10 protein-coding genes are annotated in these 14,053 nt (G+C 72.5%); 5 read left to right on the plus strand and 5 right to left on the minus strand.

The window, feature by feature from the left end; translation table 11 throughout:
- Positions 1 to 5: 5 nt before the first annotated feature.
- Together CR165_RS16665 and CR165_RS16670 are read right to left on the minus strand one after the other, a co-directional pair.
- Positions 6 to 392: a response regulator gene (locus tag CR165_RS16665; protein WP_109518077.1), complete on the minus strand. Its 387-nt coding sequence runs from the start codon at positions 390 to 392 to the stop codon at positions 6 to 8.
- A gap of 2 nt (positions 393 to 394) precedes the next feature.
- Positions 395 to 3,358 carry a response regulator gene (locus CR165_RS16670; protein WP_109518078.1) on the minus strand — a complete coding sequence of 988 codons (2,964 nt, stop codon included), beginning with the start codon at positions 3,356 to 3,358 and terminating at the stop codon, positions 395 to 397.
- A gap of 116 nt (positions 3,359 to 3,474) precedes the next feature.
- Here CR165_RS16670 and CR165_RS16675 point away from each other — a divergent pair, with 116 nt between their 5' ends.
- From CR165_RS16675 to CR165_RS16685, 3 genes are all read left to right on the plus strand, one after another.
- Entirely contained in the window at positions 3,475 to 5,271 is a 1,797-nt protein-coding gene (locus tag CR165_RS16675; protein WP_181378205.1) for an AI-2E family transporter, read from the plus strand.
- Positions 5,272 to 5,646: 375 nt separating this feature from the next.
- Positions 5,647 to 6,399 carry a histidine phosphatase family protein gene (locus CR165_RS16680; RefSeq protein ID WP_109518080.1) on the plus strand — a complete coding sequence of 251 codons (753 nt, stop codon included), beginning with the start codon at positions 5,647 to 5,649 and terminating at the stop codon, positions 6,397 to 6,399.
- Positions 6,396 to 7,292, plus strand: a complete 897-nt coding sequence (locus CR165_RS16685) for an NAD(P)H-hydrate dehydratase (protein ID WP_245906501.1) — start codon at positions 6,396 to 6,398, stop codon at positions 7,290 to 7,292. Before CR165_RS16680 ends, CR165_RS16685 begins: the two co-directional genes overlap by 4 nt.
- 23 nt (positions 7,293 to 7,315) lie before the next feature.
- Here CR165_RS16685 and CR165_RS16690 read toward each other — a convergent pair whose 3' ends face one another.
- On the minus strand, positions 7,316 to 8,308 hold the full coding sequence (locus CR165_RS16690; protein WP_219929772.1) for an alpha/beta fold hydrolase: 993 nt from the start codon (positions 8,306 to 8,308) through the stop codon (positions 7,316 to 7,318).
- A 213-nt stretch (positions 8,309 to 8,521) separates the two neighbouring features.
- Between CR165_RS16690 and CR165_RS16695 the strand changes: the two genes are divergently transcribed.
- Complete coding sequence (locus CR165_RS16695) at positions 8,522 to 10,054, plus strand: acetyl-CoA hydrolase/transferase family protein (RefSeq protein WP_109518081.1); 1,533 nt, start codon at positions 8,522 to 8,524, stop codon at positions 10,052 to 10,054.
- 21 nt (positions 10,055 to 10,075) lie between these two features.
- Here CR165_RS16695 and CR165_RS16700 read toward each other — a convergent pair whose 3' ends face one another.
- Together CR165_RS16700 and katG are read right to left on the minus strand one after the other, a co-directional pair.
- Entirely contained in the window at positions 10,076 to 10,363 is a 288-nt protein-coding gene (locus CR165_RS16700; RefSeq protein ID WP_109518082.1) for a hypothetical protein, read from the minus strand.
- Positions 10,364 to 10,457: 94 nt separating this feature from the next.
- Entirely contained in the window at positions 10,458 to 12,671 is a 2,214-nt protein-coding gene (katG, locus tag CR165_RS16705) for a catalase/peroxidase HPI (protein WP_109518083.1), read from the minus strand.
- 228 nt (positions 12,672 to 12,899) lie between these two features.
- Between katG and CR165_RS16710 the strand changes: the two genes are divergently transcribed.
- Positions 12,900 to 14,039, plus strand: a complete 1,140-nt coding sequence (locus CR165_RS16710; RefSeq protein WP_109518084.1) for an FUSC family protein — start codon at positions 12,900 to 12,902, stop codon at positions 14,037 to 14,039.
- Positions 14,040 to 14,053 lie beyond the last annotated feature (14 nt).

The following is a 14,053-nucleotide window of genomic DNA, read 5'->3' on the forward strand; positions in this document are numbered from 1 at the left end:
CGGCCTCAGGCCGGCGGCTCTTCCTCCCGCTGCAGCAGGGCGGTGTCGATCTGGCCCAGCAGGCGGGAGAAATCCACCGGCTTGGGGTGGTAGTCGTCGCAGCCTGCCTCGATGACCTTGTTGCGGTCGCCCGACATGGCATGCGCGGTCAGCGCGATGATCGGGATGCGCGCCGTGCCCTCGATGCCGCGCAGGGTGCGTGCGGCGGTCCAGCCATCCATCACCGGCAGGTTCATGTCGAGCAGGATGATGTCGGGCCGCTCGGCCTGCGCCATGTCCACGCCCTGCTGCCCGTCATGCGCCAGCACCACATCGAAGCCGCGGCGGCGCAGGCGGCGGGAGAGGAAATCCCACAGCTCCTCATGGTCCTCGACCAGCAGGATCTTCGTCATCGTCAGTGTCCTTTCCTACCCGTGGCGGCGATCTGCCGCAGCTCGCGCAGCAGCTCCTCCGGAACGCCGTCATCGGCCGGCATCACGCCATGCACCTTGCCGCGCAGCCGCGCCATCTCCTCCTCCGACATCGGCGCGGCGGTCAGGGCGATGATGGGCAGCGCGGCCCATTCCGGCCGCGAACGCAGCTTGCGGATCAGCGCGAAGCCGTCGCTGTCCTCCCCGCCCTGCACCTCGACCAGCATCATGTCGGGCGCCGGCCCGCGCTCCATGCGGGCCAGCGCCGCGTCGGGCTCCGGCGTCTCCTCCACCGCCCAGCCCTCGCGCTCCAGCAGCGCGCGGAGGGTGGCGCGCTGCTCGGCATCGGGGTCCAACAGCAGCGCCAGGCCGGGCGCGGGCTGCGCACGGTAGCGCTCCAGCACATGCTTCAGCCGGCTCCACTCCACCGGCTTGTTGAGGTAGTCGGCCGCGCCGAGCGAGAAGGCGAGTCCGCGCTCCTGCACCACCGTCACCATCACCACGGGAATCGCGGCCAGGTCGGGCTCGGCCTTCAGCGCCGACAGCACGCCCCAGCCATCGAGGCGCGGCATCATCACGTCCAGCAGGATGGCGTCGGGGCGCATCTCGCGCGCCAGGTGGAGGCCGCTCCGCCCGTCCGGCGCGGTACGCACCGCGAAGCCCTCGCGCGTCAGGAAGCGGGCCAGCAGGTCGCGCGTGGCGGCGTCGTCGTCGATCACCAGCACGAGGCCGCCCAGCCGCTCGGCGGGGGAGGGGGCATCCTGCTGCGGCACCGCCTCGGCGGCCTGCACCCCTGCATCCTCCGCCTCCGGCCGTACCAGGCGCAGATCCGCCGGCAGGTGCAGCGTGAAGGTGGTGCCCTGGCCCGGCTGGCTCTCCACCCCGATGTGGCCGCCCAGCATGGCGCTGAACGCCTTGGTGATGGCCAGCCCCAGGCCGGTGCCGCCGAAGCGGCGCGTGGTGGTGCTGTCGGCCTGGCTGAAGCGCTGGAACAGGCGCTCCAGCTGCTCGGCGGTCATGCCGATGCCGGTATCGGCCACTTTCAGCACCACCCAGCCGGGCTCCTCCGGGTCGGGGGCGGCGGAGAGGGTGATCCGCCCGCCCTCGGTGAACTTGGCGGCGTTGCCGAGCAGGTTGAACAGGCATTGCCGCAGCTTCACCGGGTCGGAGTGCATCGGCGGCAGCGCCGGGTCGATGGCGACCTCGAGCGTGTTGTCCTTCTTGGCCACCAGCGCGCCCACGGTGGCCACCACCTCCTCCAGCAGCGCCTGCGGGGCGAAATCCTCCGGCTGCACCTCCATCTTGCCGGCCTCGATCTTCGAGAGGTCCAGCACGTCGTTGATCAGGGAGAGCAGGTGGCGGGCATTAGCGTTGATCTTGGCGAGGTCCTCGCGGAAGGCCTCCGCCCCCTCCAGCTCCTCCGCCTCCTCCTCGAGCATCTCGGAATAGCCGATGACGGCGGAGAGCGGGGTGCGCAGCTCGTGGCTCATATTGGCGATGAACTGGCTCTTGGCCATGTTGGCGTCCTCGGCGGCCGCCTTGGCCGCGGCCAGGGCCTCCTCCGCCTCGCGCATCTCGGTGATGTCGGTGTTGGTGCCGAACCAGCCGATGAGCCGGCCTTCCGGCGCCTCCTCGTCCGGCGCGTCGCGCAGCGGCAGGGCGCGGGAGAGGAACCAGCGGTACTGCCCGTCGGCGCCGCGCAGCGGGAAGGTGTCCTCCCACGCCTCGCCGGCCGTGATCGCGGCGCGGAAATGCTCGGCCGCCCGCTCCAGGTGGTCCGGGTGGTGCACGCTTCTCCAGCCGGAGCCCTTCATCGTCTCCGGCGTGCCGCCGGTGTATTCGTACCAGCGGCGGTTGTACCACTGGATCTCGCCTTCGGGGTCGGTCATCCAGGCCATCTGCGGCACGGAATCCACGATCAGCCGCAGCCTGGCCTCGCTGCGGCGCAGCCGCGCCTCCATCCGGCGCCGGGCGGTGACATCCATGGCCGCGACGCCGATGCCCTCCGCCATCCGGCCCAGCGGGAACAGGCTGATCTGGAGCTGCCGCTCCAGCCCGCCGCCCGGGGCGGGGGGTGGCACCGTCACGGCGATGTCGGACTGCGCCTGGCCGCTCTTCAGCACCGCCTCCAGCCGCGGCGCCAGCTGCGCGCGCACCGCCTCGGGCCATTGCCCGTCGGCCAGCACCTTCTCGCCCAGCATGGTTAGCGCCTTGTTGGCATGGGCCAGGCGCATCTGCCGGTCGAGGAAGCCGAGGGCGATGGGCGCGTGCTCCATCACGCCGTCCAGCAGGGCGGTGGCACGCTGCTCGGCCCGCCGCCGTGCCATGGCGTAGAGGCCGAGCGACAGGCCCGAGAGCAGCAGCGCCGCCAGCATCAGCACGCTTAGCCAGGCGGAGAGGCGCGCTGCCGTGGTGGCCTGCCGGGCGGCCAGGGCGCGCGTCTCCTGCTGCGCCGTCGCCACCTCCTGGCGCAGCGCGTCCATCAGCGCCTTGCCCTGCCCGGTCTCGACCGCACGCGCCGCCTCCACCGAGCTCCCGGCGCGGCGCAGCGCCACCACCTGGCCGGACCAGTCCAGCTTGGCCGTCACCAGCGGCCGCAGCCGCCCGGCCGGCAGCCCGGAGGCCTCCAGCTGCGGCAGCAGGGCCGCGATGGCACGGCGTGCCTCCCTGTCGGGCGCGAGGTAGTCGTCCTGGCCGGTCAGCGCGTAGCCCCGCTGCGCCGTCTCCACGTCCTTCACGGCGGAGAGCAGCGCCTCGGCCTGCAGCACATGGGCGTGGATGGCGGCGCTGGCCTCCCGGGCGCGGCCGGCGAGCGCCCATTGCGCCACGCCGGCGCCGATCGCCAGCAGGACAAGCAGGAAGGCGGCGATCAGAACCGGGCGCGGGTTCTGCGGCAGGGCGCGCTCAGCCTGGCGTTGCAGGAAAGACGTCGTGGCGAGGCTGGGCAAGGGCGGAATCCGGGTGGTGGCGGGGAATAACGCCGCACGACGCCTCGGGTTGAAGGGAGGGCTGAACCTTTGCCATGGCCTGGCGTTACAGCAGCCCGCTCCAAGAGAACGTCGCCATGGCCGAAATGCCGCCCCCTTCCCCCGCCGACGCCACGGCCATGCGGCCGGAGGCCCCTCCGGAGGCGCAGACGCTGCGCGTGCTGCAGGCCATCTTCGGCCTGCTGGCAGCGGCCTTCAGCGTCACCGTGCTGGCGCTGGGGCGGGACCTGATCGTGCCGCTCGTGCTGGCGGTGCTGCTGGCCTTCGTGCTGGCGCCCGTCGTGGTGGTGCTGCACCGGCTGCGGGTGCCGCAGGTCCTTGGCGTGGTGGCGGCGGTGCTGCTGGCGGCGGCGGCGATCCTGGGCCTGGGCGTGGTGATGGGCCGCCAGGCCGGCTCGCTGACGGCCGACCTGCCCGCCTACCAGCAGACCATGGCGGCCAAGCTGCAATCGCTGCGGCTGGGCGAGCTGATGCAGGAGGCGGACGCGGCGCTGCGCAACCTGCGCCAGATGATGGGCGACGGCCTCGCCGACCGGGCCGCGCCGGGCGCCGCCGAGATGCCGCCGCCGGTGACCACCGCGCCCGCCGCCGAGGGCGGCAGCCCGCTCGCCGTCATCGGCAGCCTGGCCGGGCCGGTGCTGGCGCCGCTGGCGACGGCGGGCATCGTCCTCCTCTTCGCCATCTTCGTGCTGGTCTACCGCGAGGATCTGCGCGACCGGCTGATCCGCCTGGCGGGCAGCAGCGACCTGCAGCGCACCACCCTGGCGCTGGACGACGCGGCCCGGCGCCTGTCGCGCTACTTCCTGGCGCAGGTGGCGCTGAACAGCCTGATGGGCGTGACGATCGCGCTGATCCTGTGGCTGCTCGGCCTGCCGGCCCCGGCGCTCTGGGGCATCCTGGCCGGGCTGATGCGCTTCGTGCCCTTCATCGGCACCTTCATCGCGCTGGTGCCGCCCCTGCTGCTGGCGGTCGCGGTCGATCCGGGCTGGTCGATGGCGCTGTGGGTGCTGCTGCTCTTCCTGGTGGCCGAGCCGCTGATGGCGCAGGTGCTGGAGCCCGCGGTCTATGGCCACAGCACCGGCCTCTCGCCGGTCGCGGTCATCGTGGCGGCCACGTTCTGGACCTTCCTGTGGGGGCCGATCGGGCTGCTGCTGGCCACGCCGCTCACCGTCTGCCTGGTGGTGCTCGGCCGGCATGTGCCGAGCCTCGGCTTCCTCGACGTGATGCTGGGGGACCGCCCGCCTTTGCAGGCTCATGAGAGCTTCTACCAGCGTGCCCTGCAGCGCGACACGCGCGAGCTGTCCCGCCAGGCGCAGCGCGAGCTGCGCGCGCATGGCTCGCTGAGCGGCTACCTCGACGCGGTGGGGCTGCCCGCCCTGGCCCTGGCCGACCGCGACTGGTCGCGCGAGGAGCTCTCGCCGGAGCGGATGGAGAATGTGCGGGCCGAGGTCTCGGCCCTGCTGGAGGGGCTGGAGGCCGCGCCGGCGCCCGGCCCGGCGCAGGTGGTCTGCGCCGCCGGCCGCGGCCCGCTGGACGACCTGACGGCGGCCATGGCGGTGCGGGCGCTCGGGGCGGAGGGGCTGGGCGCGGTCGCCCTGCCAGCCGAGGCGGCGGCGCCGGACGAGGCCGGCGCGGCCTGGCTCTGCTGCCTCTCGGTGCTGGAGGCCGGCAACACCGCCGATGGCATCCGCTACCTCCTGCGCCGGTTGCAGCGGCAATTCCCGCAGGCCCGCATCGTCGTGGGGCTGTGGCAGGCGGAGGCGGCAAGCCCGCTGCTGGCGGAGCTGCGCCTGGATGCGTCCGGGGAGACCATCGTCACCTCGCTGGGGGAGCTGGTGGCGCTGAGCCGGGCGCGGCCCGTGCCCGGCCCGTGAGGGCGGCGGGGGGCGAAATCCGCCTGCTGGCGCCGGCACTATTTGCTGGCGGAGGCTTGCGGACCGGCAGCCGCTTTCCCATCTGGGAACCTATCGGCAACAACAGAAAGGAGGTGATCCAGTGTCTCATTGTTTGATGGCTGCGTCGGCCGCCGTGAGCTGGATCTCCGCTGCGAGGAACGTCGCGGGCTGATCTGCTCCATGCGCGGCGGTTGAACGCTTCGCAGGCAATGTTCGAGGGCTCCGGAGGAAACTCCGGGGCCCTTTTGCATGGGTGCCTCCTGCATGGGTGCCTCCCATGGGCGCGCCCCCTGCGGAACGCCGCGCGGTCTGGCCGGTTGTGGCACAGCGCAGGCGAGGGGGACGGAAACGAGCATGCAACCACAATGGCCCCTGCGGCTCTGGATCGTCCGGCATGGGGAGAGCGCGGGGAATGTGGCCCGCGCGGCGGCGCTGGCGGCGCGGCAGGCGATGATCGACATCGCGGAGCGGGATGTGGATGTGCCGCTCAGCCCGGTGGGGGAGCGGCAGGCGCGGGCGCTGGGCCGCTGGTTCGCGGAGCAGCCGGCGGAAGAGCGGCCCGAGGTCATTGTCTCCTCGCCCTACCGCCGCGCCCGCCACACGGCGGAGCTCATCCGCGCCGCGAGCCCGTCCGGCCTTCACTCCCGCGGCTTCATCCTCGATGAGCGGCTGCGCGAGAAGGAGTTCGGCGTGCTGGACCGGCTGACGACGCAGGGCATCGCCCAGCGCCATCCGGACCAGGTCGAGTTCCGCCGCATCCTCGGCAAGTTCTACCACCGGCCGCCTGGCGGCGAGAGCTGGTGCGACGTGATCCTCCGGCTGCGCAGCGCGCTCGACAGCCTCTGCCTGCGGCATGGCGGCCAGCGCGTGCTGATCGTCGGGCACCAAGTGGTGGTGCTGTGCCTGCGCTACCTGCTCGAAGGCCTGACCGAGGAGGAGATCCTGGCGATCGACCGCGAGGGCGACATCGCCAATTGCGGGCTGACCGAATATGTCTTCGACGCCCAGGGCGGCGGCATGCGCCTGCACCGCTACAACTGGACCGTCCCGCTGGAGACGGAGGCTGCGCCGGTGACGGCACAGCCGCATGGCGGGGCACCCCGGTGAGCGCGGCGGAACCGGTGACCGAGGCGCTGCTGCGGCGAATGCCTCTGCCGCGGCATGAGAAGGGCGACGACAAGAATGCGCGCGGCGCCGTGCTGGTGGCGGGCGGCTGCGTGGAGGTGCCGGGCGCCGTGCTGCTGGCGGGGCTGGCCGCCCTGCAAGCGGGGGCGGGGCGCCTGCAGCTGGCGGTGTGCCGCTCCATCGCGGTGCCGGTCGGGGTGGCGGTGCCGGAGGCGCGGGTCATCGGCCTGGCCGAGACGGAGCAGGGCCACATCGCCGCGGCGGCGGCGCCGGTGCTGGCGCAGCGTGGTGCCCGCGCCCGGGCGATGGTGCTGGGCGTGGGCACGATGGCCGGCGCGGAGAGCGAGGCGCTGACCGCCCAGCTCCTGGAGGCGCTGGAAGGCCCGGCGCTGGTGCTGGACGCCGGTGCCCTGGCGGCGCTGCGCGGCTGCCGCCCCGCGCTGCGCCGGCATGCCGGGCGTGCCATCCTCACCCCGCATGACGGGGAGATGGCGGAATTGCTGGAGATCCCCCGTACGGCGGTGCTGGCGGACCCGCTCGCCGCGGCGCGGGAGGCGGCCTCCCGCTTCCAGGCCGTGGTCGTCATGAAGGGCGGATGCACGCGGATCGTCACGCCGCAGGGCGAGGCCTGGGAATGCGACCGCGGCAATGTCGGCCTCGCCACCTCGGGCTCGGGCGACACGCTGGCGGGCATCCTCGCCGGGCTTCTGGCGCGGGGCGCCACGCCGCTGCAGGCGGCGCTGTGGGGGGTCTATGTGCATGGCGAGGCGGGACGGCGGCTCGCTGCGGACCAGGGGCCGGTGGGCTTCCTGGCCCGGATGCTGCCGGGCGAGGTTCCCGCCATCCTGGCGGCGCTGGGCCCACCGCACGGCTGATTCCCGCGGCGCCGCGCCGGGCGTCAGGGAGCCTGTCCCTCCTGGCGGGCGGGCGCGCCCGCCCGCCGCATCGCGTCGTCCACGGCGGCGATGATCGCGCCCGGGGCGGTGTGGTGGATCATGTGGCCCTCGCCCGGCAGGATGCGGAGCTCGCTCCCCGGGATGCGCGGCTGCAGCCGGCGGGACTGGCGGTCGGTCGTCACCATCCTGTCCTCCGCGCCCGCGAGGAGGATGACGGGGAACGACGCATCGCCATGCCGGCGCAGCAGGGCCGCGGCGCCGGGGAGCATGAGGGCCGTGTCGGCCGCGCTGGCGCGGAGCTGGCCGGGCCGGAGGGCCATCGCCCGGGGAAACCCGGCCGTGAAGGCGGCGGACACCGGTCGTGGGGCGAAGATCCTGCGCAGCAGGGCCGGCAGGACCGCCCGGCCCAGCACGGGCGAGAGGGTGTGGCACAGGATGTCGCCGAGCAGGGGAAGCGCGGACAGGGAGGGCAGCAGCACATCCAGCCGCGGGCCCGGGAAATAGTAGCCGGACAGCAGGATGGCGCCCCGCGTGTCGCGCGGCGCGTCGAGCGCCATGGCAAGGGCGGCCAGCGCGCCCCAGGAATGGCCCAGCAGGAGCGGCTGGTGGATGCCGAGCTGCCGCAGGGCCTTGCGCAGGATCTCCGCCTGCGCGCCGGCCGTCCAGACGGTGCCGCGCGGGCGCCCGCTGTGGCCGAAGCCGGGCCGGTCGAAGGCGAGGACCCGGTAACGCCGCGCCAGCCCGCCGAGCACGCCGCTCGCCCGGAAGTCCTCGACGGTCGCGCCATTGCCATGCAGCAGGACCACCGGCTGGCCCTGGCCCTCGTCGAGGTAGTGGAGCCGGACGCCGCCGACCGTGACGAAGTGTCCCTGCGGGGCATGCCGCCGTTCCGCCCGCCGGGCCGCCACCCGGTTGCCGAGCGCCAGGGCGCCCAGCACCAGGGCCGCCGCGCCCAGCCCCCATGCCAGGCGCCCGGGCCTCCCATGGCCGCTCACCGGCTCTCCTTCCTCGACAGCGTCTTCATCCGGGCCGCCCTCCATCATGCCGGTTGACCTGCCGGTTGAACGTGCCGGCCGCGGCGCTGTTGCCAGGGCGGCGGAATGCGCGGCGGCGGAATGCGCGGCGGCGGGCCATGTGCTTTACTGGCCACGCCTGACTGGCCATGCCTTGGCAGAGCAGGCGCGTGTCACCAGGAGCCCCTTCCCGCCATGTACAATCACCGCATGCGCCGCCCGTCGCTGATCGACAAGGTTTGCACCGCCGAGCAGGCGGCGGCGCTGATCCGCGACGGCATGACGGTCGGCATGAGCGGCTTCACGCGCGCGGGCGAGGCCAAGGCGGTCCCGCTGGCCATGGCCGAGCGGGCGGCGGCCGACCCGTTCAAGATCACCCTGATGACCGGCGCCTCCCTGGGCAACGACATCGACCGGCGGCTGACGGAGGCCGGGGTGCTGCGCCGCCGGCTGCCCTTCCAGGTGGACCCGGTGCTGCGCGGCGCCATCAACCGCGGCGAGGTGATGTTCATCGACCAGCACCTGTCGGAAACGGTCGAGCAGCTGCGTTCCCGGCAGATGGGCCCGATCGACTACGCCATCGTGGAGGCCGTCGCGATCCGCGAGGATGGCGGGGTGGTGCCCACCACCTCCGTCGGCAACACCGCGACCTTCGCCATCCTGGCGGAGAAGGTGATCGTCGAGATCAACCTCAGCCAGCCCCTGGCGCTGGAGGGGCTGCACGACATCTACATCCCGACCCGCCGCCCGCACCGGGAGCCGGTGCCGGTGCTGGCCTGCGACAGCCGCCCCGGCCTGCCCTACATCCCGATCGAGCCGACCAAGATCGCCGCCATCGTCTTCACCGAGCAGAGCGACAGCCCGTCCGCCAACGAGCCGCCGGATGCCGAGACGGACACCATCGCCGGCCACCTGATCGAGTTCCTGAAGCAGGAGGTGAAGCAGGGCCGCCTCGGCATGAGCCTGGCGCCGCTGCAGGCCGGCATTGGGACCATCGCCAACGCGGTCATGCACGGCCTCATCAACAGCCCGTTCCGCGACCTGCGCATGTACAGCGAGGTGCTGCAGGACAGCACGATCGCGTTGTTCGACTCCGGCAAGCTGGCCTTCGCCTCCGCCTCCTCGATCACGCTGGGGCCGGAGATGACGAAGCGCTTCAACGCCGGCCTCGAAGGCTACAAGCAGCGCATGGTGCTGCGGCCGCAGGAGATCAGCAACCATCCGGAGGTGATCCGGCGCCTCGGCATCATCGGCATCAACACGGCGCTGGAATGCGACATCTACGGCAACGTCAACTCCACGCATGTGGACGGCACCCACATGATGAACGGCATCGGTGGCTCCGGCGACTTCGCGCGCAACGCCTACATGTCGGTCTTCGTCGCGCGCTCCACGGCGAAGGGCGGCGGCATTTCCACCATCGTGCCCATGGTGACGCATGTGGACCACACCGAGCACGACGTGGACATCCTGGTGACCGAGAACGGCCTCGCCGACCTGCGCGGCCTGGCCCCGCGCGAGCGGGCACGGACGGCCATCGCCCGCTGCGCCCATCCGGATTACCGCGATGCCCTGCAGGATTACGCGGACCGCGCGGCCCGCGAGCGCGGCGGCCATACGCCGCACCTGCTGGAGGAAGCCTTCGCCTGGCATCTGCGGCGCCAGCGCACCGGCAGCATGAAGCCGGAACCGGCGGCCAGCCACGGCCAGCCGCAGGCCACCGGCTGACAGCCGCGCGGGCCGCCCCGCTCAGTCCAGGCCGAGAAGCCAGCGGCCCAGCGGAACCGCGCGGATCCTGGCGCCCGGGAGCGTGCGGTTGAGATCGGCGCGGTTGTGCATGATCCAGCGCAGGCAGCTGGCCTCGCTGTCGAAGGGCTCGAACTCGTCCCGGCTGGGCCGCAGGGTTTCCCGGTTCACCAGGTAGCGGGCGCCCTTGCGGCAGCCGGGCGCGCCCGCCCAGTTCCGCTCGGGCGCCACCACCGCCGGCACCCAGTAGGCCCGCCCCGGGTCCAGCAGATCGACATCACGCCGGTGCATCGGCCTCCTCCTTCCGCATGGCGCCCTTCCTGCCGTGGCGTTCCGGCGCCGCGGCAGGACGGGGCGTCTCACCGCCGGGCAGGCGCCCGGGCGGTCAGCGCCGGACCAGGTCGAAGCGGTCGGCGTTCATCACCTTGTTCCAGGCGGCGATGAAGTCGTCGACGAACTTCCGGCCCGCATCGGCCGCCGCGTACACCTCGGACAATGCCCGGAGCTGCGAGTTGGAGCCGAAGACGAGATCCGTCCGCGTCGCCGTCCACTTCTCCGCATGGGTCTTGCGGCAGGTGCCGACGAAGACATCGTCCGCGTGCCCGTCCACCATCTTCCACGCCGTGCCCATGTCCAGCAGGTTGACGAAGAAGTCGTTGGTGAGCTGGCCGGGGCGCTCGGTCAGCACGCCTTCCTTGCGCCCGCCATGGTTGATGCCCAGCACCCGCAGCCCGCCGACCAGGACGGTCATCTCCGGCGCGCTCAGCGTCAGGAGCTGGGCGCGGTCGAGCAGCAGCTCCTCGGTGGGCACGTTGAACGCGACCTGGAGGTAGTTGCGGAAGCCATCCGCCCGCGGCTCCAGCGGCTTGAAGTTCTCCACGTCCGTCTGCTCGGCCGAGGCGTCGGTGCGGCCGGGGGTGAAGGGCACTTCCACCTCGTGGCCGGCATCGCGCGCCGCCTGCTCGACCGCGGCCGTGCCGCCGAGCACGATGAGGTCGGCGATGGACACCTTCTTTCCGCCCGGCGCCGCGGCGTCGAACCCGGCCTTGATGCCCTCCAGCACGCCCAGCACGCGGGCGAGCCGCTCGGGCTCGTTCACCTCCCAGTCCTTCTGCGGCGCCAGCCGGATGCGCCCGCCATTGGCGCCGCCGCGATGGTCCGAGCCGCGATAGGTCGAGGCCGAGGCCCAGGCGGTCGCCACCAGCTCCGCGATGGTGAGGCCGGAGGCCAGGATCTGCCGCTTGAGGGCGGCGATATCGGCGGCGTCAATCGGCGCGTAATCCGCCTTCGGGATGGGGTCCTGCCAGATCAGGTCCTCGGCCGGAACCTCCGGGCCCAGGTAGCGCGCCTTGGGGCCCATGTCGCGGTGGCACAGCTTGAACCAGGCGCGGGCGAAGGCATCGGCGAACTGCTCCGGGTGGTCGCGGAAGCGCTCGGAGATCCTGCGGTAGGCGGGGTCCTCCCGCATCGCCATGTCGGCGGTCGTCATCATCGTCGGCACGCGGCGGTGCGGGCTGTGCGCGCCCGGTGCCATGTCCTCGGGCGCCGGGTTGATGGGCTGCCACTGCTTTGCGCCGGCGGGGCTGGTCACCAGCTCGTACTCGTAGTCGAGCAGCATGTGGAAGTAGCCGCCATCCCACCGGATGGGGTTCGGCGTCCAGGCGCCTTCCAGGCCGCTGGTGATGGTGTGGTCGCCGATGCCGGTCTCATGCCCGCTCTGCCAGCCGAGGCCCTGCTGCGCGATGTCCGCCCCCTCCGGCTCCGCGCCCACCTTCGAGGCGTCGCCCGCGCCGTGGCACTTGCCGAAGGTGTGGCCGCCGGCGGTGAGGGCCACGGTCTCCTCGTCGTTCATGCCCATGCGGGCGAAGGTCTCGCGGATGTCGCGGCCCGAGCGGACCGGGTCCGGCTCGCCGCCCGGGCCTTCCGGGTTGACGTAGATCAGGCCCATCTGGATCGCGGCCAGCGGGCTCTCCAGCACCTTCTCCTCGGTGATGCGGGTATCGCCCAGCCATTCCTCCTCGGTGCCCCAGTAGATGTCCTTCTCCGGCTCGAACACGTCCTCGCGCCCGCCGCCGAAGCCGAAGACCGGCCCGCCCATCGACTCGATGGCGACGTTGCCGGCCAGGATCATCAGGTCGGCCCAGGAAAGCTTGCGGCCGTATTTCTGCTTGACCGGCCAGAGCAGGCGCCGCGCCTTGTCGAGGTTGGCGTTGTCCGGCCAGCTGTTCAGCGGCGCGAAGCGCTGCGAGCCGGAGGAGGAGCCGCCGCGGCCATCGCCGGTGCGGTAGGTGCCGGCGCTGTGCCAGGCCATGCGGATGAAGAACGGCCCGTAATGGCCGTAATCGGCCGGCCACCAAGGCTGGCTGTCGGTCATCAGCGCGTGCAGGTCCCTCTTCACCGCCGCGTAGTCGAGGGAGAGGAATTCCTTCGCGTAATCGAAGTCCTCGCCCATCGGGTTGCCGTGCAGACCCTTCTGGTGAAGCATGTCGAGGGAGAGCTGGTTCGGCCACCAGTCCCGGTTGGTCCGGCCCAGCAGGGCCCGCATGGCGGCCGGCTTCTTCATAGGGCAGCCCAGCGGACCGCCCACATTCGTGTCCATGGTCTTGACTTCCTCCCAGGTGTTTTGGGGGAAGGTTATGCGCGGCATGGGATCGATAGAAACGATTTTTTCCGATTGACGCGATCGACCGGATCGATTGCCGTTTCCGGACTGCCGGGCGCTGCGGCGGGGCTCCAGGGCCGCCGTCCATCTCGCTGCGTGGCCGGACCGCCCGGACGCGGAGGGCAGGGCCGAGGAACAAAGTCCGGGCCTGGCGGTTGCGGCCTCATGAAGGGCCCCTCAGCATCCTCCGGGCAGCGCCGCCTCCGCTGGCCCCGCATCCTCGGCTCCTGCGCGCGGGGGTTGGGCCTGATCCGGGGGGACCCGGCCCGCCTGGCGGTGCAGACGGTCCTGGCGGTCCTGGTCACCTATGCGGCCGCCCTGTGGCTGCATCTGCCGGAACCGTCCTGGGCCGTGTTCTCCGCGCTGTTCGTCATTCAGGGCAGCATCGGCGGCACCCTGACGGCGGCGATGGACCGGGTCCAGGGTGCCGTGCTGGGCGCCCTCCTGGCGCTGCTCTGCGTGTCGGTGATCGGCACCGGCGCGTGGCGGACGATCCTCTCCCTGGTGACGGGGGTCGCGATCATGAGCCTGATCGCCGGCGTCAGGCCGCAACTCAACTACGGCCTGGTACCCGTCGCCGTCCTGACCGTCGCCCCGGGCACGGAGCTGGTCGAGGACGGGTTGCTCAAGATCGCCGCCATCGGCCTCGGCGCGGCTGCCGGCGCGCTGGCCAGCGTGCTGGTCCTCCCCCGCCAGGCACACCGCGCGGCCGAGCAGCATCTGGTGCAGGCCCTGGCCGGCTGCGGCGCGCTGCTGAGCGCCTGCATGGACAAGCTGCTGTCGCAGGATGAGCGGGACCTGCATCCGCTGCACGCCCGCATCGCGCGCGAGCTGGCCCTGGCCGGCTCCATGTCGCGGCAGACGCGCCTGCGGCGGAAGCAGGAGCAATACGTCCTTCTGTCCTCCCTCCTGAACCAGGTGGAGCGGCTGTGGTACACGCTGGCAATGGCCGACCGCCTCAGCGCGCGGCCATTGCCGGATGCGGTCCGGGAGGCCATGGCCGCGCCGGTGCGGCAGGCGGCGGGAGAAGCGGAGCGATTCCTGTACGAGGCCGGCCAGGCGCTCACCTGCGGCAAGCCTCCGCCGGCGGCCAGCCGCTTCGACGCGCTGGCGCAGGAGGTGGGCAGGCTCGTCGAGCGCCTCCGCGCCGAAGGCCAGCTGAGCCAGGCGAAGCGCGAGGAGGCCGAGCAGATTCTCGGCCTGTCCCTCGCCTGGCAGCAGCTGAGCCGCAACGTGGAGGATCTCCTGGCGCTGGCATCCGCGGACCAGGCGGCCGGGGCGGAAATCCCGGCCTGCGGCCGTTAGCAGCAGGGCCGCGC

This window comes from Teichococcus aestuarii (assembly GCF_003116135.1).
GTDB lineage: Bacteria > Pseudomonadota > Alphaproteobacteria > Acetobacterales > Acetobacteraceae > Pseudoroseomonas > Pseudoroseomonas aestuarii.

Coding starts and splice junctions, on each gene's coding strand:
- CR165_RS16665 (WP_109518077.1), bottom strand. CDS start 392: ATGACGAAGATCCTGCTGGTCGAGGACCATGAGGAGCTGTGGGATTTC.
- CR165_RS16675 (WP_181378205.1), top strand. CDS start 3,475: ATGGCCGAAATGCCGCCCCCTTCCCCCGCCGACGCCACGGCCATGCGG.
- CR165_RS16680 (WP_109518080.1), top strand. CDS start 5,647: ATGCAACCACAATGGCCCCTGCGGCTCTGGATCGTCCGGCATGGGGAG.
- CR165_RS16695 (WP_109518081.1), top strand. CDS start 8,522: ATGTACAATCACCGCATGCGCCGCCCGTCGCTGATCGACAAGGTTTGC.
- CR165_RS16700 (WP_109518082.1), bottom strand. CDS start 10,363: ATGCACCGGCGTGATGTCGATCTGCTGGACCCGGGGCGGGCCTACTGG.
- katG (WP_109518083.1), bottom strand. CDS start 12,671: ATGGACACGAATGTGGGCGGTCCGCTGGGCTGCCCTATGAAGAAGCCG.
- CR165_RS16710 (WP_109518084.1), top strand. CDS start 12,900: ATGAAGGGCCCCTCAGCATCCTCCGGGCAGCGCCGCCTCCGCTGGCCC.